The 23,409-nt window shown below is 72.8% G+C and carries 24 protein-coding genes and 1 tRNA gene; 10 read left to right on the top strand and 15 right to left on the bottom strand.

Annotated elements, in window-relative coordinates:
* Positions 1-10: 10 nt before the first annotated feature.
* From IH50_RS0128495 to IH50_RS0128475, 5 genes are all read right to left on the bottom strand, one after another.
* A complete protein-coding gene (locus IH50_RS0128495) occupies positions 11-538 on the bottom strand; it encodes an NUDIX hydrolase family protein (protein ID WP_030868386.1) in 528 nt (175 codons plus the stop codon).
* 31 nt (positions 539-569) lie between these two features.
* On the bottom strand, positions 570-1,382 hold the full coding sequence (locus IH50_RS0128490; protein ID WP_030868383.1) for an SAM-dependent methyltransferase: 813 nt from the start codon (positions 1,380-1,382) through the stop codon (positions 570-572).
* Positions 1,383-1,497: 115 nt separating this feature from the next.
* Positions 1,498-2,154, bottom strand: a complete 657-nt coding sequence (locus tag IH50_RS0128485) for an endonuclease (protein ID WP_030868377.1) — start codon at positions 2,152-2,154, stop codon at positions 1,498-1,500.
* A 5-nt stretch (positions 2,155-2,159) separates the two neighbouring features.
* Positions 2,160-2,492, bottom strand: a complete 333-nt coding sequence (locus IH50_RS0128480; protein WP_030868375.1) for a DUF3140 domain-containing protein — start codon at positions 2,490-2,492, stop codon at positions 2,160-2,162.
* Positions 2,493-2,531: 39 nt separating this feature from the next.
* Positions 2,532-3,014, bottom strand: coding sequence for a Dps family protein (locus IH50_RS0128475; RefSeq protein WP_030868370.1), 483 nt, complete (start codon positions 3,012-3,014; stop codon positions 2,532-2,534).
* 328 nt (positions 3,015-3,342) lie between these two features.
* Between IH50_RS0128475 and IH50_RS0128470 the strand changes: the two genes are divergently transcribed.
* Positions 3,343-4,530: a thiolase family protein gene (locus IH50_RS0128470; protein WP_030868367.1), complete on the top strand. Its 1,188-nt coding sequence runs from the start codon at positions 3,343-3,345 to the stop codon at positions 4,528-4,530.
* A 75-nt stretch (positions 4,531-4,605) separates the two neighbouring features.
* Complete coding sequence (locus IH50_RS0128465) at positions 4,606-5,379, top strand: sulfite exporter TauE/SafE family protein (protein WP_030868364.1); 774 nt, start codon at positions 4,606-4,608, stop codon at positions 5,377-5,379.
* On the opposite strand, the gene IH50_RS0128460 is transcribed toward IH50_RS0128465, so the two are convergent.
* The gene (locus tag IH50_RS0128460) at positions 5,365-6,768 is read right to left on the bottom strand and encodes a diacylglycerol/lipid kinase family protein (RefSeq protein WP_037873022.1); all 1,404 of its coding nucleotides are present in this window, start codon (positions 6,766-6,768) and stop codon (positions 5,365-5,367) included. The genes IH50_RS0128465 and IH50_RS0128460 overlap by 15 nt on opposite strands.
* 121 nt (positions 6,769-6,889) lie before the next feature.
* Between IH50_RS0128460 and IH50_RS0128455 the strand changes: the two genes are divergently transcribed.
* Positions 6,890-7,639: a cobalt-precorrin-6A reductase gene (locus IH50_RS0128455; protein ID WP_030868358.1), complete on the top strand. Its 750-nt coding sequence runs from the start codon at positions 6,890-6,892 to the stop codon at positions 7,637-7,639.
* 177 nt (positions 7,640-7,816) lie between these two features.
* Here the strand turns inward: IH50_RS0128455 and cobF are convergent, their stop codons facing one another.
* Positions 7,817-8,599 carry a precorrin-6A synthase (deacetylating) gene (gene cobF, locus IH50_RS0128450; RefSeq protein ID WP_030868355.1) on the bottom strand — a complete coding sequence of 261 codons (783 nt, stop codon included), beginning with the start codon at positions 8,597-8,599 and terminating at the stop codon, positions 7,817-7,819.
* 54 nt (positions 8,600-8,653) lie between these two features.
* Positions 8,654-9,178, bottom strand: a complete 525-nt coding sequence (locus IH50_RS0128445; RefSeq protein WP_030868353.1) for a DUF309 domain-containing protein — start codon at positions 9,176-9,178, stop codon at positions 8,654-8,656.
* Positions 9,179-9,277: 99 nt separating this feature from the next.
* Between IH50_RS0128445 and IH50_RS0128440 the strand changes: the two genes are divergently transcribed.
* Positions 9,278-9,351, top strand: a tRNA-Pro gene (locus IH50_RS0128440).
* Between the two features lie 75 nt (positions 9,352-9,426).
* On the opposite strand, the gene IH50_RS0128435 is transcribed toward IH50_RS0128440, so the two are convergent.
* Positions 9,427-10,377, bottom strand: a complete 951-nt coding sequence (locus IH50_RS0128435; protein ID WP_420709132.1) for an endonuclease/exonuclease/phosphatase family protein — start codon at positions 10,375-10,377, stop codon at positions 9,427-9,429.
* Positions 10,378-10,558: 181 nt separating this feature from the next.
* Between IH50_RS0128435 and IH50_RS0128430 the strand changes: the two genes are divergently transcribed.
* Positions 10,559-11,539, top strand: a complete 981-nt coding sequence (locus tag IH50_RS0128430; RefSeq protein WP_030868349.1) for an aldo/keto reductase — start codon at positions 10,559-10,561, stop codon at positions 11,537-11,539.
* A 6-nt stretch (positions 11,540-11,545) separates the two neighbouring features.
* On the opposite strand, the gene IH50_RS0128425 is transcribed toward IH50_RS0128430, so the two are convergent.
* From IH50_RS0128425 to iolC, 5 genes are read right to left on the bottom strand one after another with little or no spacing between them, the layout of a single operon-like run.
* Entirely contained in the window at positions 11,546-12,331 is a 786-nt protein-coding gene (locus tag IH50_RS0128425; RefSeq protein WP_030868346.1) for a GntR family transcriptional regulator, read from the bottom strand.
* A gap of 32 nt (positions 12,332-12,363) precedes the next feature.
* The gene (gene iolD / locus IH50_RS0128420; RefSeq protein ID WP_030868342.1) at positions 12,364-14,235 is read right to left on the bottom strand and encodes a 3D-(3,5/4)-trihydroxycyclohexane-1,2-dione acylhydrolase (decyclizing); all 1,872 of its coding nucleotides are present in this window, start codon (positions 14,233-14,235) and stop codon (positions 12,364-12,366) included.
* Positions 14,232-15,125 carry a 5-deoxy-glucuronate isomerase gene (iolB, locus tag IH50_RS0128415; protein ID WP_030868339.1) on the bottom strand — a complete coding sequence of 298 codons (894 nt, stop codon included), beginning with the start codon at positions 15,123-15,125 and terminating at the stop codon, positions 14,232-14,234. Before iolB ends, iolD begins: the two co-directional genes overlap by 4 nt.
* 28 nt (positions 15,126-15,153) lie before the next feature.
* Complete coding sequence (locus IH50_RS0128410; RefSeq protein WP_030868336.1) at positions 15,154-16,029, bottom strand: Cgl0159 family (beta/alpha)8-fold protein; 876 nt, start codon at positions 16,027-16,029, stop codon at positions 15,154-15,156.
* A gap of 13 nt (positions 16,030-16,042) precedes the next feature.
* The gene (gene iolC, locus IH50_RS0128405; RefSeq protein WP_030868333.1) at positions 16,043-17,035 is read right to left on the bottom strand and encodes a 5-dehydro-2-deoxygluconokinase; all 993 of its coding nucleotides are present in this window, start codon (positions 17,033-17,035) and stop codon (positions 16,043-16,045) included.
* Between the two features lie 309 nt (positions 17,036-17,344).
* On the opposite strand from iolC, the gene IH50_RS0128400 reads away from it, so the two are divergent.
* From IH50_RS0128400 to IH50_RS0128380, 5 genes are read left to right on the top strand one after another with little or no spacing between them, the layout of a single operon-like run.
* A complete protein-coding gene (locus tag IH50_RS0128400; protein WP_030868329.1) occupies positions 17,345-18,361 on the top strand; it encodes a sugar ABC transporter substrate-binding protein in 1,017 nt (338 codons plus the stop codon).
* Complete coding sequence (locus IH50_RS0128395) at positions 18,361-19,437, top strand: ABC transporter permease (protein WP_030868326.1); 1,077 nt, start codon at positions 18,361-18,363, stop codon at positions 19,435-19,437. Before IH50_RS0128400 ends, IH50_RS0128395 begins: the two co-directional genes overlap by 1 nt.
* Before the next feature lie 5 nt (positions 19,438-19,442).
* Positions 19,443-20,354, top strand: a complete 912-nt coding sequence (locus IH50_RS0128390) for an ATP-binding cassette domain-containing protein (protein WP_030868324.1) — start codon at positions 19,443-19,445, stop codon at positions 20,352-20,354.
* A gap of 1 nt (position 20,355) precedes the next feature.
* Positions 20,356-21,258, top strand: a complete 903-nt coding sequence (locus IH50_RS0128385; RefSeq protein WP_030868321.1) for a sugar phosphate isomerase/epimerase family protein — start codon at positions 20,356-20,358, stop codon at positions 21,256-21,258.
* A gap of 28 nt (positions 21,259-21,286) precedes the next feature.
* Positions 21,287-22,306, top strand: coding sequence for a Gfo/Idh/MocA family protein (locus IH50_RS0128380; protein ID WP_030868318.1), 1,020 nt, complete (start codon positions 21,287-21,289; stop codon positions 22,304-22,306).
* A gap of 61 nt (positions 22,307-22,367) precedes the next feature.
* Here the strand turns inward: IH50_RS0128380 and IH50_RS0128375 are convergent, their stop codons facing one another.
* The gene (locus IH50_RS0128375) at positions 22,368-23,372 is read right to left on the bottom strand and encodes a Gfo/Idh/MocA family oxidoreductase (protein WP_030868316.1); all 1,005 of its coding nucleotides are present in this window, start codon (positions 23,370-23,372) and stop codon (positions 22,368-22,370) included.
* Positions 23,373-23,409 lie beyond the last annotated feature (37 nt).

Genomic DNA, 23,409 nt, shown 5'->3' with positions numbered 1-23,409 from the left:
GCGCTCCGTTTCAGATGACGCAGCCCGCGTGCGCCAGCGCCTGTTTCAGCAGCACCCCGTGCCCGCCCGGCATCTCGCTCTGCACCGCCTGTGACACGGCCTCCTGCGGGCTGAACCACACCAGGTCGAGGGCGTCCTGCCGGGGCCGGCAGTCACCCGTCACCGGCACGATGTACGCCAGCGACACCGCGTGCTGACGGGGGTCGTGGAAGGGGGTGATGCCCTGCGTGGGGAAGTACTCCGCGACCGTGAACGGCTGCAACGACGCCGGGACGCGGGGCAGCGCCACCGGGCCGAGGTCCTTCTCCAGATGGCGCAGCAGGGCGTCCCGGACCCGTTCGTGGTGCAGCACCCGGCCGGAGACCAGAGTCCGGCTGACCGTTCCGTCGGGCCCGATGCGCAGCAGCAGACCGACGCTGGTGACTTCACCGCTGTCGTCGACGCGCACGGGCACGGCCTCGACGTACAGGATCGGCATCTGGGCGCGTGCCATCTCCAGATCGTCGGAGGACAGCCAGCCCGGCGTGGTTTCGGTCATGTCAGACATTGCTTGATCATACTTTCAGCGGTCAGGGCTTCACGGCCACCGCGCCGTACTGCGGCACCGCGACGGCGGAGCCGGAGGCGGGGTGCCACTGCGAGCAGGACACCAGACCGGGCTCCACCAGTTCAAGACCCTCGAAGAACGCGGCGATGTCCGCGGCGCTCCGGGCGGTGATCGGGGGAGTGGCGTTCGCGTTCCAGAACTCCATCGCGGGAACCTGCAGTTCGCCGCCGATCTCGGGGTCGTACGTGGGGTGGGTGAGGACCAGGAAGCTGCCGGAGGGCACCGCCGCCATGATCCGGCGGACGATCTCCCGGGCCTTGTCGGTGTCGAGCACGAAGTTGAGGATCCCCAGCATCATCACCGCGACGGGCCGCGTGACGTCCAGGGTCCCGGCGGCGCGTTCCCGTATGGCGTCCGGATCGTGCACGTCGGCGTCGATGTAGGCGGTGGCGCCCTCGCGCGTGCCGGTCAGCAGGGTGCGGGCGTGGACGAGCACGATCGGGTCGTTGTCGACGTAGACGACCCGTGAGTCCGGCGCGATCCGCTGCGCGATCTCGTGGGTGTTGTCCGCCGTCGGCAGGCCGGTGCCGATGTCGAGGAACTGCCGCACACCGCGCTCACGGGTCAGATACGTCACCGCCCGGCCCAGGAAGTCCCGGTCCGCGCGGGCGATGTCCCGGATCACCGGGTTGATCGAGGCGACGTGGTCGCCGACCCGCTGGTCGACCTCGTAGTTGTCCTTGCCGCCGATCCAGTAGTTCCACACGCGCGCGTTGTGCGCCACACCGGTGTTCAGCCTCGCCGAGCCGCTCGGCGGGGTGTGGCTCTCACTCACGGTCTCTCCCTCTCCCTCGCCCGCGCGGCCGTGACCGGGCCGCCGCGGCCATTGTGCCGCGTGATGATCACGTTGTCCCGCGAATGGGGGAGGGAAAAGCCCAGTTGACGTGAGGTCACGTGTCCTCGGTCCGGCCGAGTGTGTCCTCGGCCACGTGCTCGTCGATCGCCGCGCGGACCAACGCCGCCGCCAGAACGGCCGGTTCGGTGCGTCCGGCGAGGGCGAGGAGCCGGTCCGGGTCCTGCGGCAGCCCCAACCGCCGTGCGCCTTCGAGGGCCTTGGCGTCCAGCAACGGTGCCACCTCCGGCCAGACACGCTGGACCTCGCGCAGGAAGATGTCGGCGCCCGCCGGGCCGATGCCGGGGAACTCCCGCAGCAGACGGCGCAGTTCGCCGATGTCGCCGTCCGCCTCCGCGCGGAGCCCGCGCAGGTCACCGCCCCAGCGTTCGGACAGCAGCCCTGCCCCGTCGCCCAGTTGGGTCGCGGTGCGCTCGTCGTAGCGCCGGTAGCCGCCCCGGCCGAGCGCGTCCACCCGTTCCTGCCGGCCGGCCTGAGCCATGCGGCAGGGATCGCGCAGCCCCGCCTCGTGCAGGGCACGGGCGGAGGCCACGGCGATCGACCCCTTGATACGGGCGCTGAGCAGGTGGGCCAGCACCAGCAGCCGGTACAGCGGCTGCGGGGTGTCCTTCAGCCCGATGCCGGCCTCCTCCGCGTACGTCCGGCCGTGCGCGCCGACGAGGGCACGGACCACCCGCTCGTCCCGGCCGGCCACGGCGGCTACGGCTTGAGCGGGTCGTGGCCGAGCGTCATCAGACGATGCCGGCGGGGCGTGTCCTCGGCCATGGGCTCGTTCTCCGGGTCCGTCTGCGCCGTGACGGTGTCCACGACCTCCTCCATCACCCGCAGATCGTCCTCGGTGAGGTCGGTGCGGCGTTTCTGCAGGATGGCGAGGACATGCTGTCCCGTCTCGCTGCCCGCCCGGTCCGGCAGCGGCTCGGTCGTCTCGTCGGCGTCGCTCACCCGCAGCCAGGCCGCCAGTTCCGCCGAGGTCATGTTCACCACGCGGTGGAAATCGTCCCACAGCGCGTCCATCTCGAGGGCGTCGCTCATGATGTGCCCCTTACGTGCGTGTGCTCCGGCGCCGTGAGGTCAGGACTCGCCGGGGAAGTTCTCCGCCTCGAACATCCAGCGCTGCTTCTCCAGGTCCGCGGTGATCGAGATCAGCAGGTCCTGGGTGACCAGGTCCGCCTTCTCGGTGGCGTCGATGCGCTCACGCAGGCGCGTGACGGCCGTGCCGAGCGCCTCCGTCATCACCTCCACGGCCTGGGAGTCGCGCAGCCAGCCCTCGTTCGGGGCCGGCAGCGAGAAGACCTTGGCGATGGTCTCCGGGCGGCCGTCCGGCGGCACACCGAGCGCCGCGGCCCGTTCCGCCACCGTGTCGGCGTGGGTGCGCGCGGCGGAGACCACCTCGTCGAGCTGGAGGTGGACGGAACGGAACCGTGGACCCACGACGTTCCAGTGCGCCTGCTTCCCGATCAGCGACAGCCCCAGCAGGTCCACCAGGGTGTCCTGGAGGGCCTCGCAGGAAACCCGGCGGGCCTCGTCGGGCAGGGTGCTCCTCACAACGGTCATGGGGTGCTGTTCCTCCTTCTCGAATCGTCCGTGGTCGTACGGAGCAGTGCCTCGCGCCCGTTCTCGCCGGCGGCGAGGTCCCGCGACGCCGGCCCCGTCGGTCCGACGGGGAAGGACGGCTCCGGGACCCCTCCCGCACAGGCCGCGCTCCGCGACCACTCCATGAACGCGCGGGTGCCCCCGGCCCCCGGGCGCAAACCCGGCCCATGGCCGGCGGGGAGCTTCCCAGAGAGCCGCCCGGCGGTCTATAGTCAAAAACTAGCGGTGCTAATTAAGGGTGATCACCGGCACCGCGGCACAACCGTCGGCATCGGTCAGGAGTCCCCTCGTGCGTCCCGTCCACTTCGCGGCCGCCCGCCGCACCCCCATCGGCAAACTGCGCGGAGCCCTCTCCACCGTACGGCCCGACGACCTCGCCGCCGCCGTGATCCGCGGCCTGGTCGCCGACGTGCCCGCGCTGGACCCGGCCCGTATCGACGAGGTCTACTGGGGCGCCGCCAACCAGGCCGGCGAGGACAACCGCAACGTCGCCCGCATGGCCGCGCTGCTCGCCGGGCTCCCCGAGTCCGTCCCGGGCGCCACGGTCAACCGGCTGTGCGCCTCCGGCCTCGAGGCCGTCACCACCGCCGCCCGCACCATCGCGGCCGGCGAGGCCGACATCGTCGTCGCGGGCGGCTCCGAGTCGATGAGCCGCGCCCCGTTCGTCCTGCCCCGCCCCGACGAGGCACTCCCGCACCGCATGGAGACCGCCGACACCCGCCTCGGCTGGCGGCTGGTCAACCCCGCGATGAAGGACCTCCACGGGATGCTGGCCATGGGCGAGACCGCCGAGGAGGTCGCCGCCCGGTACGGCATCCCGCGCGAACGCCAGGACGAGTTCGCCCTGCGCAGTCACCAGCGCGCCGCCGACGCCCGCAAGAACGGCCACTTCGACGACGAACTCCTGCCCGTGACCCGCCCGGACGGCGTGGTCGTCGACACCGACGAATGCGTCCGCGAGGACACCTCCCTCGAGAAGCTGGGCCGGCTGAAGCCGGTGTTCCGCGCCGGCGGTTCCGTCACCGCGGGCAACGCCTCCCCGATGAACGACGGCGCCGCCGGCCTGATCCTGGTCAGCGAGGAGGCCCTGAACGAGCTGGGCCTGGAGTCGCTCGGCCGCTACGTCGCCGGCGCCTCCGCCGGCGTCCACCCGGACGTCATGGGCATCGGCCCCGTCCCCGCCACCCGCAAGGTGCTCGCCCGCGCCGACTGGGCGGTCGAAGACATCGAGGAGGCCGAGTTCAACGAGGCGTTCGCGGCCCAGGCCCTGGCCTGTGTCGACCAGCTCGGCATCGACCCCGAGCGGGTCAACCCCAGCGGCGGCGCCATCGCGCTGGGCCACCCGCTCGGCTGTTCCGGCGCCCGCATCCTCACCACCCTGCTGCACCGCATGCGCCGCACCGGCGCCGGACGCGGACTGGCGACCATGTGCGTGGGCGTGGGACAGGGCAGCGCGGTGCTGGTCGAGAGGCACTGACCGGCACCCCCGGAGCCATCGGGTGAGACGGTCCTTACAAGCGTCGGATGCTTGCGCATAGCATCTGTCCTCGTAATGGACATGATGACGCCCTGGCACCTCAATGGCTGGGAATTCGCCGCGCTCGCCTTCGCCGCCCTGCTCGTCGGCTTCTCCAAAACCGCCGTCAGCGGGGCCAACACGGTCAGCCTCGCCGTCTTCGCCGCCGTGCTGCCCGCCAAGGCGTCCACCGGCGTCCTGCTGCCCATCCTGATCGCCGGGGACGTGCTCGCCGTCCTCACCTACCGCCGGCACGCCCACTGGCCCACGCTGTGGCGGCTGTTCCCGGCGGTCGCGGCGGGCGTCGTCGGGGGCACCCTGTTCCTGGTGTGGGCGGACGACGGGATCGTCCGGAGCTCCATCGGGGCGATCCTGCTGCTGATGGCCGGAGTGACGGTGTGGCGGCGGCGGACGGCCGAGGCGGAGGAGGAGCCCGACAAGGTCACCACCCGGGCCGGCCGCGCCAAGGCCCGCTCCTACGGCGTCCTCGGCGGCTTCACCACCATGGTCGCCAACGCCGGCGGCCCGGTGATGTCGATGTACCTGCTCTCCGCGGGCTTCCGGAAACTCGGCTTCCTGGGCACCTCGGCGTTCTTCTTCCTGATCGTCAACACCTCCAAGCTGCCCTTCAGCGCCGGTCTCGGCCTGATCGACGCCGGCTCGCTCCTCCTCGACGCGGCGCTCGTGCTGTTCGTGGTGCCCGGCGCGTTCCTTGGCAAGTGGGCCGTGAACAGGATCGACCAGCGGCTCTTCGAACGGCTGGTGATCGCGGCGACGGTGGTGGGCGGCGTCCAGCTACTGCTGCCCTGAGCGGGGGCCGGCCGGCTGCCGCGGTTCGCGGGGTGCCTCGTGGAAGTGGTGGAGCCGGCTCGGCGCGGCGGTACGGCCCACCGTCGCCGCCAGCTTGCGCAGCCGCCGCCAGTCCATGCGCGGCGGGGCCTGCGCGGCGCCGGGCCGCCTGCGCGGGACCCGGACGCGCAGCGCGCCGGGTGCGATGCGGCAGTGGACGGGAGCGGGCAGGATCATGGCCTCCCCGTCGACCCCGGCCTCGATCTCCGCACGGTCCGCCTCGATGACGACCTCGGTGGCGGTGACGATGGTGAGCCCGCTCGGCTCGGGGTTCAGAAGCAGGGCGGCGGCACTGATGGCGCCCTCCAGCTTCACCCCGAGGACGCCGAGCGCGGCGGAGTCGAGCCGTTCCCGCCGCCCGAGGCCGAAGGGGTCGCCGGTGCGGTACGGATTGTTGCTGACCAGCACGGCCTGCGGCGCGACGAGCGTGGTGTCCCCCGCGCGGGCGACCAGCCGGGGCCCCTGCCGGCCGGTGAGCAGGCCGGGCAGCATCTCCAGGCTGGTGCCTATCTTGTCGTCGCGGTAGGCGGGGCTCTGCACGATCGCCGCGTACGCGCCGAAGGAGGCGTTGTTCACGAACGGCTGCTCACCCGCGAAACCCAGGTCGACACGGAGCTCGACACCGTCCGTGAGCGCGTCGAGACAGGCGGCCGGGTTGCCGCGGTCGAGCCCGAGGTCCAGGGCGAAGTGATTGCGCGTCCCGGCGCTGATCACCAGGAACGGGATGTCGTGCTCCGCGGCCACGGCCGCCACCAGCGCCTGCGTGCCGTCGCCGCCGGCGGCGCCCAGCAGATCCGCGCCGTCCGCGACGGCGGCCCGGGCCAGCGCGGTGACGTCGTGCTGCTTGCCGGGTTCGAGCAGCACCACCCGGGCGCCCAGGCGCTCCGCCTTCTCCCGCAGCCGGAACCGGCCCACCTTGCCGCCGCCCGACCGGGGATTCATGATCAGCACCGGCTTCCGGGGCGGCGGCAGCCGCCGCTCCCGCACCGGGGCCTGCCCGCCGCCCGCGCCGCGCAGCGCGAACCTGCCGCTCCACACCGCCAGCACCCACAGCCCCAGGGACACCAGCAGCGCCCAGAACAGCGTCACCGCGAACAGCGCGATCAGACCCGCCGGCACACACACGGCGACCAGCGCGGACACCCACCGCAGCGGACCCCGCAGGGTCAGCGTCCACCACACGGCGGCCGCGCTGAGCCCCAGCCCCGCGACCCCGCACACCAGCAGCAGCAGGCCGCGCAGCCCGCCGTAGACGAGGGGGGTCGCCACCGCGAGCGCGGCGGCGGCCAGCGCCCCCCGCGCCGCCCATCGCTGGGCGTGATAGCCCCGCCTGCTCCACTCCACGGCCATACTTCCTCCCGTCACCCGGCGTCATCGTAGGACGTGTGCGTACGTACGTGCGGCCGGATACCGATCTTCGTCCGGCGGGCCGGTGCCGGTCGTGGCATCCGGGCCTCGTACCCTCGGCGCCATGCCCTCCCACGTCCTGGTCCTCGGCGGCACCACCGAGGCACGCGCCCTGGCCGGCGAGCTGTCCACCCGTCCCGGAACCAGGGTGACCACCTCCCTCGCCGGACGCGTACGGCGGCCGGGCGCGGTCGCCGGTGAGATGCGGGTCGGCGGTTTCGGTGGCGCCCGGGGCCTGACGGACTGGCTGCGCGAGCAGCGCGTGGACGCGGTGGTGGACGCCACGCACCCCTTCGCGGAGACCATCACGGCGAACGTGGCACGGGCCGCGACCGCGACCGGGCTGCCCCTGGTGGTCCTGCGCCGCCCCGGCTGGCGGCCGGGCCCCGGCGACCACTGGCACCCGGTCCCATCACTGGAGGCGGCGGCCGGCCTGCTGCCCCGGCTCGGACACCGGATCCTCCTCACCACCGGCCGCCTCGGCCTCGCGGCCTTCGCCCACCTGACGGAATCCCACTTCGTCGCACGCTCGGTGGAGCCCCCCGAGCCGCCCATGCCCCCGCACACACACGTCCTGCTGGCCCGCGGCCCCTTCACCGTGGCCGGCGAGACGGCCCTCCTGCGCGAGCACCGCGTCGACGTCCTGGTGACGAAGGACAGCGGCGGCGCGGCGACCGCCGCCAAGCTCACCGCGGCCCGCGACCTCGGCCTCCCGGTGGTCGTCGTGCGACGCCCGCCGCTGCCGGACGGTGTCACGGCGGTCGAGGACGTACCGGCGGCCCTGCACCGGCTGGACACCCTCACCCGGCCGTGAGCGGGACGGCTGGCCCCGTGCCCGGCCGGACGGGACACGGGCGGCCGTCACCTTCACCGAGACCCGCGGCCTTCGGGCCGGCGTGACCGCCGTCGACGGCACCCTGGGGCCCGCGCCGGCCGGCCGTGATCGTCAGGCCGCGCCCCGGCGGCGGCCGGGACACACCGGACCGGACGCTCAGCCCTCGGCGCCCTCGGCCGGTCCGCGGCGCAGCAGATACGTGTCCATGATCCAGCCCTTGCGCTCGCGGGCCTCCGCGCGGAGCCGCTCGATACGGGGGGCCGCCTCGGCCAGCGGCCCGGAGACGAGGATCTCGTCCGGCGTGCCGATGTAGGCGCCCCAGTAGATGTCGATGTCCTGGCCGGCGTACGCGCGGAAGGCCTGGTGGGCGTCGAGCATCACCACCACGTCGTCCACGCCCTCCGGGAACCCCTCGGCGAGCCGCCGCCCCGTGGTGATCTGCACCGGGCGGGCGACCCGGTTGAGCCCGGTCCGGTGCCGGGCGACGAGCGCCGACACGCTGCTGATGCCCGGTATGACGTCGTAGTCGAAGGCGACGTTGCCGCGCTCCAGGACCTCCTCGAGGATCCCGATCGTGCTGTCGTACAGCGCCGGATCCCCCCACACCAGGAACGCCCCGGTCTGGTCCTCGCCCAGCTCCTCGGAGATCATCCGCTCGTAGATGTCCGCGCGGGCGCTGCGCCAGTCCCCGACGGCGGGGGAGTAGGCCGGCCCGCCGGCCCTTCGGTCCCGCTCCGGGTCACATGCCTCGACGACGCGGTAGCCGCCCTCCGGCATGTGCGTGTCGAGCATGTCCCGGCGCAGCCGGGTCAGGTCCGCCTTCGCCTCGCCCTTCTCCAGGAGGAAGAACACGTCCGTGCTCCGCAGCGTCCTGACCGCCTGCAGGGTCAGCTGGTCGGGGTCGCCCGCGCCGATACCGATGACATGAATCTCTCGCACGCCCCGAGTCTGCCGCACGGCACCGACGGCCCGTGCACCGCACCCGGCCCTCCGTCAGGAGGCCCCCCGCAGCCGGGGCGCCCGTGCCCCCGCGTCCACCGGGGCGCCCGCCTCCACCTCGGCCGCCAGCTCCCGGGCCCAGGCGATCACGCCCGCCAGATCGATCCCGTGCGGCCGCCGACCGGCCCGCGCCGCCCATGCCTCCGCCGCACCGGCCCCGCGCCGCAGCAGCCGCGCCCCGCCGGTGACGTTCCCGCGCGCGGCGTGGGTGAGCCCCACGGCGAGCTGGGCCAGCCCCCGCCACAGCTCGCGCTCCTCCTCGGGACCGGACTTCCAGGCGTCCTCGAACACCTCGTGCGCGTGGAACGGCTTCCCCTCGTCCAGCAGCCGCTGCGCCTCCGCGACGCTCTCCTCCGGCCGCCGCACCACCCCCTCCGGCTGCCGGGGCACCCCCGGCGCCCCGTACGGCAGGGGCCGCCCGAGCCCGTCCCGCGGCCGGGCGTTGCGCGCCCGCCCCTCGCTGTCCCGGTCCCGCGCGGCGGCCGTCCGGCCCGGCGACGTGTTCTCCGTGCTGCCCATACGCCGATTGTCCCGCGCCCGGCCCGATTCGGGGTGTCCCGGGGGTGTGGGGTAAAGTGCTGTTCGCGCGATCACGCGGTTCACCGCACGTGAGCGCACCGGGACGTGGCGCAGCTTGGTAGCGCACTTGACTGGGGGTCAAGGGGTCGCAGGTTCAAATCCTGTCGTCCCGACTTGCGAGACAGCAGGTCGACGAGGCCGTATCGGAAGCTTCCGGTACGGCCTTCGTGTCGTTCCCCCGAAGCCCCTCACCGCAGTGTGATGCGCGCGGTCACCGGCAGGTGGTCGCTGCCGGTGGCGGGCAGGGCGCGGATGTGGTCGACGGTCGCCGAGCGGGCCATGACCTGGTCGATCCGTGCCACCGGGAGGGCGGCCGGGAAGCTGAAGGCGAAGCCCCGTCGCGCCACGTCCATCCGTGAGGTGAGCGGGGCCAGCCCGCGGTCGTCGGCCGTGCCGTTGAGATCGCCCAGCAGGATCACCGTCCTCAGCGGCTCTGCGGCGACGGCCTCGCCCAGCAGGCCGGCGCTCTCGTCACGCCGGGCGGAGGCGAGGCCGCCCGCCCCCACACGGACCGAGGGCAGGTGCGCGACGTACGCCGCGACCTCGCCGTGCGGCGTGCGGACCACGGCCCGCAGTCCGCGGCTCCAGGGCTCCGTGACGCCCCGCGGCTTGATGTCCAGGAGCCGGGCGCCGGTGAGCGGATGCTTCGACCACAGCCCGACGGTGCCCCGGACCGCGTGGTACGGGTAGTCCGGGGCGAGCGTCCTCTCGTACACCGCGAGCGCCGGGGCCACCAGCTCCTGCAGCGCGATGAGATCGGGCCCGGCTCCGGCCAGGGCGCGGGCCGTGCCCGCCGGGTCGGTGTTCTCGTCGCTGACGTTGTGCTGCACCACGATCAGGCCGTGCGGGCCGGACTCCCCGGCCGGCAGCAGGAGTCCGCCGAAGAGGTGGGTCCAGGCCGCCGCCGGCAGGAGCAGTGCGATCAGGGCGGCGGCCGAACGCCGCAGCAGGGCCAGGCCGAACAGCACGACGATCACCAGGCCCAGCCACGGCAGGAACGTCTCCAGCAGACTGCCCACGCGCCCCACGGAGTTGGGCACCACCCGGTGGAACACCAGCAGCCCGGCCGTCAGCACCGCGAGAACGGCGGGCACCCGCCCCCGCGTCCACACCCGTCGGCACCACGCCCCCGCGGACACCGCCGCCGCTCGCTCCACCCGGTTTCCCGCCCCCCCGCTCGTCGTTCAGGACGAATCACGGAGCGGATCGGTTGCCGACGGTTCGACGAACCGCGGGAGCCCTTGACTTGGAGCGCTCTCCAAGCGGAAGACTCCCGGTCCGTGCCCCGGAAGCCGGGGTGTGAAACGGGAGGGGACAGCCATGAAGTACCGCACCATCGGCACCGGCCCGCACCGCCGCGAGGTGAGCGTGCTCGCGCTCGGGGCGATGCTGTTCGGGTCGGTGACCGACGAGAAGACCTCCTTCGCCCTGCTCGACCGCTACGTCGAGGCCGGCGGGAACTTCATCGACACGTCCGACAACTACGCCTTCTGGACCGACGGCGGCCAGGGCGGACACAGCGAGGAACTGCTCGGCCGCTGGCGCCGCAGCCGAGGGACCGGCGACGAGATCGTCTTCGCGACCAAGCTCGGTGCCCGCCCCCTCGCCCCCGGCACCAGCTACACCGACAACCCCGAGGGCCTGTCCGCGAAGGTGATCCGCGAGTCCGCCGAACGCAGCCGCGAACGGCTCGGCATGGAACGGCTGGACCTGCTGTACGCGCACATCGACGACCACACCGTCCCCCAGCGCGAGACCGTCGAGGGCTTCGGGGTCCTGGTCGCCGAGGGCACGGTGGGGCTGCTCGGCGTGAGCAACCAGGCCGTCTGGCGGGTGGAGCGGGCCCGCGCCCTCGCGGCGGCGGCCGGCCTGCCCGGCTACGAGGTCCTGCAGTACCAGCACAGCTATCTGCGGCCCCGCGCCGACGTCCCCGACGCCCTCTTCCCCGACGGGAGCCTCGGCCACGCGGGCGCGGAGCTGGCCGGCTATCTGCGCGCCGAGCCCGCCCTCACCCTGGTCGCCTACTCGCCGCTGCTCAAGGGTGCCTACGCCCGCCCCGAACGCCTGCCCGGCGACTACGACCACCCGGGCACCCCCGCCCGCCTCGCGGTCCTGCGTGAGGTCGCCCGGGAGACCGGGGCGACACCGGGCCAGGTGGTACTGGCCTGGCAGATCGGCCACGAACTGCCGATCCTGCCGCTGGCCGGGGTGTCGACGGTGGCCCAACTGGAGGAGAACCTGGCGGCGGTGGACCTGGAACTGTCGGCGGAGCAGTGGGCCCGGCTGGACGCGGCGCACTGAACCGCCTCACGGTCTGACCAGCAGCTGGAAGTCGAACGAGTACCGGGACGCACGGTAGACGTGGGTCCCGTACTCCACCGGCCGCCCGGTGTCGTCGTAGGCCGTGCGCTGCATGGTGAGCAGGGCGGCACCCTCCCCCTCGTCCAGGACGGCGGCCTCCGCCGCGGTGGCCGCGCGGGCGCCGACGGTCTGGCGGGCGCTGTGCAGGGTGATGCCGGCCGAACGCATCATCCGGTACAGGCCGGTCGCCTCCAGGCGGGCGCTGTCGAGGCCGAGCAGGCCCGACGGGAGGTAGTTGCGCAGCAGGGCGACCGGCTGCGCGTGGGTGCGGCGCAGGCGTTCCAGCAGGACGACCTCGGCGCCCTCGGCCAGTCCCAGGGCGGCCGCCACGTCCGCGGGCGCCGGCACCGTCTCGTTGCGGATCACCCGCGTGGTCGGGCCCTGTCCGGCCGTCTCCAGGTCGTCGTAGAGGCTGCTCAGTTCCAGGGGGCGCCTGACCTGACTGTGCACCACCTGCGTGCCCACCCCGCGCCGCCGGACCAGCAGCCCCTTGTCGACGAGGGACTGGATGGCCTGGCGGACGGTGGGCCGGGACAGGCCGAGCCGCACGGACAGGTCGACCTCGTTGCCCAGCAGATTGCCGGGGGCGAGGACGCCCTGCCCGATCGCCGCCTCCAGCTGCTGCGCGAGCTGGTGGTACAGCGGCACCGGACTGCCCCGGTCCAGGGCGAAGTCCAGGGTGCTCAGCGCGGGTCCGGCCGCGGCACGTGCGGGGTCGCCGGTCTTCGCCATGGACGTACCTTCCTGTGACGGAGCGGGTGGGCTCAGAGGTGCCGGCGGCGTTCGGCGGCCTCGGCGTCGTACCGTGCGCGGGCCCGTACGGCGGCCTCGCGGGCGGACACCTCGGCCACCGGCACGTCCCACCAGGCCTCGGCCGGGGGAGCGGTGGGAGCGGGGTCGGTCTCCACGTACACGCACGTCGGACGGGAGGAGGCACGCGCCTCGGCCAGCGCGTCGCGCAGCTCCCGTACGGTCTTGGCGCGCAGCACGTCCATCCCGAGGCTGGCCGCGTTCGCCGCGAGGTCCACGGGCAGCGGGGCGCCGGTGAAGGAGCCGTCGGCGGCCCGGTGACGGTAGGCGGTGCCGAAGCGCTCGGCGCCCACCGACTCCGACAGGCCGCCGATGGAGGCGTACCCGTGGTTCTGGATCAGGACCAGCTTGACCGGGAGGTCCTCCTGGACGGCGGTGACGATCTCCGTCGGGTTCATCAGATAGGTGCCGTCGCCGACCAGCGCCCACACCGGGGTGCCGGGAGCGGCCTGCTGGACACCGAGGGCGGCCGGGATCTCGTAGCCCATGCAGGAGTAGCCGTACTCCAGGTGGTACTGGCGGGGGCTGCGCGCGCGCCACAGCTTGTGCAGGTCACCGGGGAGCGAACCGGCCGCGTTGATCACCACGTCCTCGTCGCCGACGACCGCGTCGAGCGCGCCGATCACCTGCGTCTGCGTCGGTACGGCCGTGTCGTCGTCCGCGCGGCAGGCGGTCTCGACGACCCGCTCCCAGCGCTCCTTGCCGGCCCGGTACTCCGCCTCGTACGACGCCTCCACGCGGTGGCCGGCGAGCGCCCCGGTGAGCTGCTCCAGAGCGGTGCGCGCGTCGCCGACCAGGGTGCGCGCCGCCAGCTTGTGGGCGTCGAAGCCGGTGATGTTGAGGTTGAGGAAGCGGACGTCCGGGTTCTGGAAGAGGGTGCCGGAGGCGGTGGTGAAGTCGGTGTAGCGGGTGCCGACGCCGATCACCAGGTCGGCGGTGCGGGCGAGCGCGTCGCTGACCGCCGTGCCGGTGTGGCCGATGCCGCCGAGGTCGGCGGGGTGGTCGTGGCGCAGGGAGCCCTTGCCGGCCTGGGTGGAGGCGACCGGGATGCCGGTGGCGTCCACCAGTGCCTTCAGCGCCTCCTCGGCCTCGCTGTGGTGGATCCCGCCGCCCGCGACGATCAGCGGGCGCCGCGCGGCCCGTACGGCCTGCGCGGCCGCCGCCAGCTCCGCCGGGTCCGGGGCGGGACGGCGTACGGCCCAGACGCGGTCGGCGAAGAACTCCTCCGGCCAGTCGTACGCCTCCGCCTGCACGTCCTGGGGGAGGGCCAGCGTCACCGCGCCGGTCTCGGCCGGGTCGGCGAGCACCCGCATGGCGTTCAACGCGGAGGGGATCAGCGCCTCGGGGCGGGTGACGCGGTCGAAATAGCGCGACACCGGGCGGAGCGTGTCGTTGACCGACACATCGGCCTCGACGGGGTGTTCCAGCTGCTGGAGCAGCGGATCGGCGACGCGCGAGGCGAAGTAGTCGCCGGGAAGCAGCAGCACGGGCAGGCGGTTGACGGTGGCCAGGGCGGCTCCGGTGACGAGGTTGGTGGCGCCGGGGCCGATGGACGTCGTCACCGCCTGCGCCGAGAGCCGGTTGAGCTGGCGGGCGTGGCCGACGGCGGCGTGCACCATCGCCTGCTCGTTGCGGCCCTGGTGGTACGGCATCACGTCGCGGTACTCGACGAGTGCCTGCCCGATGCCCGCCACGTTGCCGTGGCCGAAGATGCCCCAGGTGCCCGCGATCAGCCGGCGGCGCACGCCGTCGCGTTCGGTGTACTGCGCGGACAGGAACCGCACCAGGGCCTGGGCGGTCGTCAGTCGGCGGGTGGCGGCGCTCATACGGACCTCTCCGGTGCGGTGTAGAGGGGGAGTCGGGGGTCGACCGCCTGGTCCGGCCAGGTGTCGCGGATCCAGGCGTGGTCGGGGTGGTCGCAGATCAGCCAGGCGCGTTCCGGATCGGGCCCCGCCATGACGTTGAGGTAGTACATGTGGTGGCCGGGCACGGCCATGGACGGGCCGTGCCAGCCGTCCGGGATGAGGACGACGTCACCGTCGCGCACCTCCGCCAGGACGTCCGTCCCGCGGCCCGGACCGGACGGGGAGACCCGCTGGTAGCCGAGGCCGGGGGTGCCGTCGTGGCCGGCGAACTCGAAGTAGTAGATCTCCTCCAGCACGGACTCCTCACCGGGCCGGTGCTCGTCGTGCTTGTGCGGCGGGAAGGACGACCAGTTGCCGCCGGGCGTGAGCACCTCGACCGCGATCAGCTTGTCGCACTCGAACACGCCCGCCGCGCCGAAGTTGTTGACCTGCCGTGAGCAGTTCCCGCTGCCGCGCAGCTCGACGGGGACACCGGAGGCCGGCCCGTAGCGGGCGGGCAGCCGGCGGGTGCAGCGGGCGCCGGTGAGCGCGAACCGCCCGCCGCCCGCCGAGGTGACCGTCGCGCGGGCGTCGCGCGGGACGTACGCGAAGTCGGTGACACCGTCGAACACACCGGTGCGGCCGGTGAGCTCGAAGGTGTCGTGGCCGAAGTCGTCGTCGGCGGTGACCGTGCAGCCGCCGCTCAGCGGCAGCACGATCCACTCGCTGTCACCGGTGTCGAAGGTGTGCGTGCCGCCGGGCGGCAGCTCCAGGACGCGCAGGCTGGAGTGGCCCCAGCCGGCGTTCTCCGGGTTCACGTCGACGGCGTAGGGCCCGGCGAGGGCCCTGCCCGCGGGAAGGTGAGGGGTCATGGCGTGCCTCCGGGTCGCAACAGGCTTCTCACAACAGGCCGACGGCCGTGTCCACCGCCGTCTCCACACTGCCCTCGGCCGGGTAGAGCAGCGAACGGCCGACGACCATCCCCATCACGGTGGGCAGCCGCAGCGCCTTGCCCCACCGCTCGTACGCCGCCTCCTGGTCGCCGACCTCGCCGCCGAGCAGCACGACGGGCAGCGTGGAGGCCCCCAGCACCTCCGGCATGGCGTCGACGTCGTCGGTGACGGGGAGCTTCAGCCAGGTGTAGGCGGAGGTGCCGCCCAGACCGGAGGCGATGGCGATGGAGCGGGTGACGGCCTCGGCGGACAGGTCGTTGCGGACCCGGCCGTCCACCCGGCGCGAGATGAACGGCTCCACGAACACCGGCAGCCGGCGTTCGGCCATGGCGTCCACGGCACGGGCGGCGGACTCCAGGGTGGCCAGCGAGCCCGGGTCGTCGTAGTCGATACGGGCCAGCAGCTTGCCCGCGTCGAAGCCCATCCGCGCGATGTCCTCGGCGCGGTGGCCGGTGAAGCGGTCGTCCATCTCGAAGGACGCGCCGGCCAGGCCGCCGCGGTTCATCGAGCCCATGACGACCTTGTTCTCCAGCACCCCGAGGAGCAGCAGGTCCTCCAGGATGTCGGCGGTGGCCAGCACCCCGTCGACGCCCGGCCGGGACAGCGCGATGCAGAGACGTTCCAGCAGGTCGGCGCGGTGGGCCATGGCCAGCCGGCGGTCGCCGATGCCGAGCGCGCCCCGCGCGGGGTGGTCGGCGGCCACGATCATCAGCCGGCCGCTGTCGCCGATCAGCGGGCGGCGCGCCCGGCGGGCGGCGGCCTCGGCGACGGCCTCCGGGTTGCGGGCCCGGACCGCGGTGAGGTCGGGGATGCTGAGGTTCAAGGAAGGGCTCCGTTCAGGACTGGCTCGGCAGGTCCGCCGGGTCCGGCGAGGCGGCCCGCGCGAGGAGGTCCGCGACCTCCGGCTCGGTCGGCATGGCGGACGAACAGGCGAGGCGGGAGGCGACGACGGCTCCCGCGGCGTTGGCGTGGCGCATGGTCTTCCCCAGGTCCCAGCCGGAGAGCAGACCGTGGCAGAGCGAGCCGCCGAAGGCGTCGCCCGCGCCGAGGCCGTTGACCACCTCGACCGGCACCGGGGGCACCTCGGCCCGGGTGCCGTCGCGGTGCACGGCGAGCACGCCCCTCGGGCCCTGCTTGACCACGGCCAGCTCCACCCCGGCTTCCAGCAGCGCCTCGGCGCAGGCCGCGGGCTCGCGCACACCGGTGGCGACCTCGCACTCGTCGAGGTTGCCGACCGCGACCGTGGCGTGCCGCAGTGCCTCGCGGTAGTACGGGCGGGCCTGGTCCGGGTCCCGCCAGAACATGGGGCGCCAGTCCAGGTCGAAGACGGTGGTGCCGGCCCGGGCGCGGGCCTCCAGGGCGGTGAGGGTGGCCGAGCGGCTGGGTTCCTCGCTCAGACCGGTGCCGGTGATCCAGAAGATCCCGGCCGCGCGTACGGCGGCCAGGTCCAGTTCGTCGGCGTGGATCTCCAGGTCCGGGGCCTTGGGACGGCGGTAGAAGTACAGCGGGAAGTCGTCCGGCGGGAAGATCTCGCAGAAGGTGAGGGGGGTGGGGTACGCGGCGACCGGGGTGACCCAGCGGTCGTCCACGCCGAACTCCTTCAGCGCCTCGTGCAGAAACGTGCCGAACGGGTCGTCACCGGTACGCGTGATGACGGCCGCGGAACGTCCCATTCGCGCCGCCGCCACCGCGACATTCGCGGCCGATCCGCCCAGGAATTTCCCGAACGTCTCCACCCGCGCCAGCGGAACGCCGGTCTCCAGTGGATAAAGATCGACCCCGATGCGACCCATGGTGATCAGGTCGAAATAGTGTGGTGGGACGGCCATTGAGCGACGCTCCTCGAGCTGCTGGGGATGCGGGTCCCAGGGCGCCCTGCCACGGTGGGGCGAGGATTCCAGGGACCTGCCGCCTCACAGGTGTAGGTCTCGGAGGGCGGCGATGTCAATAGTTTGTACTTACATTCGGACTAGTTAGTGAAATGATGTCTTAACAAAGTATTGACACCGGGCGGTTCTGGGGATTGGATCGCGTCCCAGCGTGACCGCCGTGTTCCATGGCACACCCACGGATCTCCGAGGCACCGGATCCTCGGACTCCCGCCCCTTCCCCGCGTAGCACAGTGAGGTGCAGGACAGATGGACCGCTCTTCGCACACCCGCTCCCGCAGAATCGCGTTCGTCGCGGTCGCGGCGGCAGCCGCCCTGACCCTCGCCGGCTGCTCCAGCGGTTCCGGAGGCAAGGAGTCCGAGGAGGGCGGAGCCGACGCCTCCGCCGGCAAGGCGAACACGCCCCGCATGAAGGTCGCCCTCGTCACCCACCAGGCGCCCGGCGACACCTTCTGGGACATCGTCCGCAAGGGCGCCGAGGCCGCCGCCGCCAAGGACAACGTCGACCTCGTCTACAGCAACGACCCGAACGCCGGCACCCAGGCCAACCTGGTGCAGAACGCGATCGACCAGAAGGTCGACGGCATCGCGGTCACCCTCGCCAAGCCGGACGCGCTGAAGGCCGTCATAGCCAAGGCGAACGCGGCCGGCATCCCCGTCGTCGGCCTCAACTCCGGACTGACCGACTGGAAGGACCTCGACCTGCTCGAGTTCTTCGGCCAGGACGAGTCCGTCGCGGGTGAGGCCTTCGGCAAGAAGCTGAACGAGGTCGGCGCGAAGAACACCGTCTGCGTCATCCACGAGCAGGGCAACGTCGGCCTGACCCAGCGCTGCGACGGCGTGAAGAAGACCTTCAAGGGCGAGACCCAGATCCTCAACGTCAACGGCACCGACATGCCGTCGGTGAAGTCGACCATCACCGCGAAGCTGAAGCAGGACTCCTCCATCGACTACGTCGTCACCCTCGGCGCGCCCTTCGCGCCGACCGCGGTGCAGTCGGTGGGTGACGCGGGCAGCAAGGCGAAGGTCGCCACCTTCGACCTCAACAAGGAGCTGGCCAAGGCGATCGAGGCCGGCGACATCGAGTTCGCCGTGGACCAGCAGCCCTACCTCCAGGGCTACCTCGCCGTCGACGGCCTGTGGCTCTACAAGAACAACGGCAACTACAGCGGCGGCGGTGAGCAGCCGGTGCTGACCGGCCCGGCGTTCGTCGACAAGTCCAACGTCGACGCGGTCTCCGAGTACGCCGCGAAGGGCACTCGGTGATGAGCATGGCCCAACAGGCTGAGCCGGCGGTGGGTCCACCGCCGGCCCCCGGCCCGAAACAGAGCGACGGCCGCACCGTGCGGCGCCCGCTCGCCCTGCGGCTCCTCGCCCGTCCCGAGGTCGGCGTGTTCCTCGGCGCCATGGCCGTCATGGTGTTCTTCCTGTTCGCCGCTCCGCCGGTGCGGGACGGCGGCTCCATGGCGAACATCCTGTACCAGTCGTCGGTCATCGGGATCATGGCACTGCCCGTGGCCCTGCTGATGATCGGCGGAGAGTTCGACCTCTCGTCCGGTGTCGCCGTCGTGACCTCGGCACTGACCGCGAGCATGCTCAGCTACCAGCTCACCCTGAACGTGTGGACGGGCGTGATCGTCGCCCTGGCGGTCTCCCTGGGCATCGGCGCGTTCAACGGCTGGATGCTGGTCAAGACGGGACTGCCCAGCTTCCTGGTCACCCTCGGCACCTTCCTGATCCTGCAAGGCGTGAACCTCGCGGTGACCAAGCTGGTCACCGGCAACGTCGCCACCGACAGCGTCGCCGACATGGACGGCTTCGACCAGGCCAAGGCCCTCTTCGCCTCCACCTTCGACGTCGCCGGCGTCGAGGTGAAGATCACCGTGGTGTGGTGGCTCGTCTTCGCCGCGCTGGCCACCTGGGTGCTGCTGCGCACCAAGTACGGCAACTGGGTCTTCGCCGTCGGCGGCAACAAGGAGAGCGCCCGCGCGGTCGGCGTCCCCGTCACCTTCACCAAGATCTCCCTGTTCATGCTGGTCGGCTTCGGCGCCTGGTTCGTCGGCATGCACAACCTGTTCTCCTTCAACACCGTGCAGTCCGGCGAGGGCGTGGGCCAGGAGCTCATCTACATCGCCGCCGCCGTCATCGGCGGCTGTCTGCTGACCGGCGGCGCCGGCAGCGCGATCGGCCCGGTCTTCGGCGCCTTCATGTTCGGCATGGTGCAGCAGGGCATCGTCTACGCCGGCTGGAACCCGGACTGGTTCAAGGCCTTTCTCGGCGTGATGCTGCTCGGCGCCGTCCTCATCAATCTGTGGGTCCAGCGCCAGGCGACCCGGAGGTGACCGCAATGACCGACAAGACCCCCGGCACCCACGGCGCCGTCCGCAAGGACACCGCGCCCGCCGGCGACCGCCCCCTGGTCGAACTCCGCGCCGCCGGCAAGTCCTACGGCAACATCCGCGCCCTGCACGGCGTCGACCTCACCGTCCACCCCGCCGAGGTGACCTGCGTCCTCGGCGACAACGGCGCCGGCAAGTCCACCCTCATCAAGATCATCTCGGGGCTGCACCAGCACACCGAGGGCGAGTTCCTCGTCGACGGCGAGCCGGTGCGCTTCTCCACCCCGCGTGAGGCCCTCGACAAGGGCATCGCCACCGTCTACCAGGACCTCGCGGTCGTCCCGCTGATGCCGGTGTGGCGGAACTTCTTCCTCGGCTCCGAGATGACCAAGGGCCCCTGGCCCGTCCGCCGCCTCGACATCGACCGGATGAAGAGGACGGCCGACGAGGAACTGCGCAACATGGGCATCGTCCTGGACGACCTGGAGCAGCCCATCGGCACCCTCTCCGGCGGCCAGCGCCAGTGCGTCGCCATCGCCCGCGCCGTCTACTTCGGCGCCCGCGTCCTCATCCTCGACGAGCCGACCGCCGCCCTCGGCGTCAAACAGTCCGGCGTGGTCCTGAAGTACATCGCGATGGCCCGCGACCGCGGCCTCGGCGTCATCTTCATCACCCACAACCCGCACCACGCCTACATGGTCGGCGACCACTTCAGCGTGCTGCGCCTGGGCACCACGGAACTGTCCGCCCCCCGCGGCGAGGTCGGCCTCGAGGAGCTGACCAACCACATGGCCGGCGGCGCCGAACTGGCCGCGCTCAAGCACGAACTGGCGCAGGTCGGCGGCGTCGACACCGAGGAACTCCCCGAGGAGGGCGACCTCCAGGCCCCCGCGGCCGCAACTCCGGAAGGAAAGTCCTGACATGGCAGTCGCGCTCGACCGCATCCGGATCGGTTCCGCCCCCGACTCCTGGGGCGTCTGGTTCCCCGACGACCCGCGGCAGGTGCCCTGGCAGCGCTTCCTCGACGAGGTCGCCGAGGCCGGCTACTCCTGGATCGAACTCGGCCCCTACGGCTACCTCCCCACCGACCCGGCCCGCCTCGGCGACGAGGTGAAGAAGCGCGACCTCAAGGTCTCCGCCGGCACCATCTTCTGCGGACTGCACCGCGGCCCCTCCGAATGGGACAGCACCTGGGAACAGGTCAGCCGCGTCGCCGCCCTCACCCAGGCCATGGACGCGAAGCACCTCGTCGTCATCCCGTCCTTCTGGCGCGACGACAAGACCGCCGAGATCCTCGAAGCCCCGGAGCTCACCACCGAGCAGTGGGGCCACCTCACCCGGGGCATGGAACGCCTCGGCCGCGAGGTGAAGGACACGTACGGCCTGGACATCGTCGTCCACCCGCACGCCGACACCCACATCGACACCGAGGAGCACGTCGAGCGCTTCCTCGACTCGACCGACTCCGGCCTGGTCAGCCTCTGCCTGGACACCGGCCACTACGCCTACTGCGGCGGCGACAGCGTCAAGCTGATCGAGACCTACGGCGAACGCATCGGCTACCTCCACCTCAAGCAGGTCGACCCGGAGATCCTCGCCGACGTCGTCGAGAACGAGGTCCCGTTCGGGCCGGCCGTGCAGCGCGGGGTGATGTGCGAACCGCCCGCCGGCGTCCCCGAGCTGGGCCCGGTCCTCACGGCCGCGCAGAAGCTGGGCGTGGACCTGTTCGCGATCGTCGAGCAGGACATGTACCCCTGCGAGCCGGACAAGCCGCTCCCCATCGCCGTGCGCACCCGCCGGTTCCTCCGCTCCTGCGGCGCCTGACGAGCCCGGCGAAGGGGAGGCGAGAGCCATGGACCGGCGCGAGCCGCTGCGCGTCGCCGTCATCGGCACCGGCCGGATGGGCGCCGACCACGTACGCCGCATCGACCGGGCCGTCAGCGGCGCGCGGGTCACCGCCGTCGTGGACATCGACGCCGGACGGGCCGAGGCCGTCGCCGCGGGCGTCGACGGCTGCACCGCCCACACCGACCCGGCCGCCGCGATGGCGGTGGCCGACGTCGACGCCGTGCTCATCGCCTCCTCCGGGACGGCCCACGAGGCCGCCCTGATCGCCGCGTTCGAGCACGACCTGCCCGTCCTGTGCGAGAAGCCGCTCACCCCGGACGCGGCCTCCGCCCTGCGCGTCATGGAGGCCGAACAGGCCCTCGGCCACCGCAGGGTCCAGGTCGGCTTCATGCGCCGCTACGACACCGAGTACGTGCGCCTGAAAGCCCTGCTGGAGACCGGGCGACTGGGCCGTCCGCTGATGCTGCACAACCGGCACCGCAACGTGGCCAGCGCGCCCTTCTTCACAAGTGCGATGCTCATCACCGACTCCGTGGCCCACGAGGTGGACGCCACCCGCTGGCTCCTCGGCCACGAGATCACCGCCGTCACGGTCCTGCGCCCCACCCCGTCGGCCGGCGCCCCCGAGGGACTGGCCGACCCGCAGTTCGTCGTCCTGGAGACCGACGGCGGCGCGCTCAGCGACGTCGAGATCTTCGTCAACTGCGGCTTCGGCTACCAGGTACAGGCCGAGGTGGTCTGCGAAGGCGGCACCGCCCGCATCGGCGACGGCCACGCCCTGGTCACCCACACGGCCGGCCACTGGGGCGGCACCATCGCCCAGGACTGGACCGAACGCTTCGCCCAGGCCTACGACGACGAGGTCCAGGCCTGGGTCGACGCGACCCGGCGCGGCGAGATCACCGGCCCCGGCACGTGGGACGGCTACGCCGCGGCGGCCGTGTGCGAGGCGGGGGTGCGGGCGCTGGAGCAGGGCGGCCGGGTGGAGGTCGACCTGGTGGAGAAACCCGCGCTGTACCGGTGACGGCGGGCCCGCCCGCGCGGCTCCGGGGATTCCGGCGCGCGGGGGGCCCGGCCGGACCCGCTCAGCCCTGCCGTACCTCCTCGACGGTGACGGGACGGTGCTCGCGCAGCGACAGGGTGCACGCCTCGGCGATCCAGCCCGCCTCCAGGGCGTCCGCGACCGTGCACGGCGAGGGGAGGACACCGGCCACGACCTCGGTGAACGCGGCCAGTTCGGCGCGGTAGGCGGCAGCGAACCGGTCCATGAAGAAGTCGTGGGGAGTACCGGCGGGGAAGGCCGTGCCCGGCTCCACCGACCGCAGCGGCAGCCTGTCCTCCAGCCCCACCGCGATCGAGTCGGCGAAGCCGTGGAGCTCCATGCGGACGTCGTGACCGCGGCCGTTGTGGCGGCTGTTGGAGACCACCGCGAGGGTGCCGTCGTCCAGGGTGAGGACCGCGCCGGTGGTGTCGGCGTCGCCCGCCTCCCTGATGTAGCCGGCGCCCCGGTTGCCGCCGGCCGCGTACACCTCGGTCACCTCGCGGCCGGTCACCCAGCGGATGATGTCGAAGTCGTGCACCGAGCAGTCCCGGAAGATGCCCCCGGACGCGGCGACGTACGCGGCCGGCGGCGGAGCCGGGTCCAGCGTCGTCGAGCGCACGGTGTGCAGCGTGCCCAGTTCCCCGCTCCGTACGGCGGCCCGCGCGGCGGCGAAGCCGGCGTCGAAGCGGCGGTTGAAGCCGATCTGGACCGGCACGTCACGGCCCTCGACCGCCTTCAGTACCGCCACCCCCTCGGCCATGGTGCGGGCCACCGGCTTCTCGCAGAAGACGGGCACGCCCGCCTCCACACAGGCGAGGATCAGCGCCGGGTGGGCGTCGGTCGCGGCGGCGACGACCACGCCGTCCACCCCGGCCGCGAGCAGGGCCTCGGGGGAGTCCGCGACCTCGGCGCCGAACCGTTCGGCGGCGGCCTTCGCGGCGTCCGCGAACGGGTCGGAGACGACGAGGGACTCGACGGCGCCGAGCCCGGAGAGGGTCTCGGCGTGGAAGGCGCCGATGCGGCCGAGGCCGAGGATTCCGATGCGCATGGGGGACGGTGCTCCTTGCTTGCGGGTGCGTACGAGC

The organism is Streptomyces sp. NRRL S-37, assembly GCF_000721605.1.
Classification (GTDB): Bacteria; Actinomycetota; Actinomycetes; order Streptomycetales; family Streptomycetaceae; genus Streptomyces.
The sequence above is the reverse complement of the archived record's forward strand: the minus strand, read 5'-3'. Positions and strand labels throughout refer to the sequence as shown.

Bases quoted from the DNA above. Each gene is read 5' to 3' on its own strand.
- IH50_RS0128495 (WP_030868386.1), bottom strand. From the start codon at position 538: ATGACCGAAACCACGCCGGGCTGGCTGTCCTCCGACGATCTGGAGATG.
- IH50_RS0128480 (WP_030868375.1), bottom strand. From the start codon at position 2,492: ATGAGCGACGCCCTCGAGATGGACGCGCTGTGGGACGATTTCCACCGC.
- IH50_RS0128475 (WP_030868370.1), bottom strand. From the start codon at position 3,014: ATGACCGTTGTGAGGAGCACCCTGCCCGACGAGGCCCGCCGGGTTTCC.
- IH50_RS0128465 (WP_030868364.1), top strand. From the start codon at position 4,606: ATGGACATGATGACGCCCTGGCACCTCAATGGCTGGGAATTCGCCGCG.
- IH50_RS0128460 (WP_037873022.1), bottom strand. From the start codon at position 6,768: ATGGCCGTGGAGTGGAGCAGGCGGGGCTATCACGCCCAGCGATGGGCG.
- IH50_RS0128455 (WP_030868358.1), top strand. From the start codon at position 6,890: ATGCCCTCCCACGTCCTGGTCCTCGGCGGCACCACCGAGGCACGCGCC.
- IH50_RS0128445 (WP_030868353.1), bottom strand. From the start codon at position 9,178: ATGGGCAGCACGGAGAACACGTCGCCGGGCCGGACGGCCGCCGCGCGG.
- IH50_RS0128430 (WP_030868349.1), top strand. From the start codon at position 10,559: ATGAAGTACCGCACCATCGGCACCGGCCCGCACCGCCGCGAGGTGAGC.
- IH50_RS0128425 (WP_030868346.1), bottom strand. From the start codon at position 12,331: ATGGCGAAGACCGGCGACCCCGCACGTGCCGCGGCCGGACCCGCGCTG.
- iolD (WP_030868342.1), bottom strand. From the start codon at position 14,235: ATGAGCGCCGCCACCCGCCGACTGACGACCGCCCAGGCCCTGGTGCGG.
- iolB (WP_030868339.1), bottom strand. From the start codon at position 15,125: ATGACCCCTCACCTTCCCGCGGGCAGGGCCCTCGCCGGGCCCTACGCC.
- iolC (WP_030868333.1), bottom strand. From the start codon at position 17,035: ATGGCCGTCCCACCACACTATTTCGACCTGATCACCATGGGTCGCATC.
- IH50_RS0128400 (WP_030868329.1), top strand. From the start codon at position 17,345: ATGGACCGCTCTTCGCACACCCGCTCCCGCAGAATCGCGTTCGTCGCG.
- IH50_RS0128395 (WP_030868326.1), top strand. From the start codon at position 18,361: ATGAGCATGGCCCAACAGGCTGAGCCGGCGGTGGGTCCACCGCCGGCC.
- IH50_RS0128390 (WP_030868324.1), top strand. From the start codon at position 19,443: ATGACCGACAAGACCCCCGGCACCCACGGCGCCGTCCGCAAGGACACC.
- IH50_RS0128385 (WP_030868321.1), top strand. From the start codon at position 20,356: ATGGCAGTCGCGCTCGACCGCATCCGGATCGGTTCCGCCCCCGACTCC.
- IH50_RS0128380 (WP_030868318.1), top strand. From the start codon at position 21,287: ATGGACCGGCGCGAGCCGCTGCGCGTCGCCGTCATCGGCACCGGCCGG.
- IH50_RS0128375 (WP_030868316.1), bottom strand. From the start codon at position 23,372: ATGCGCATCGGAATCCTCGGCCTCGGCCGCATCGGCGCCTTCCACGCC.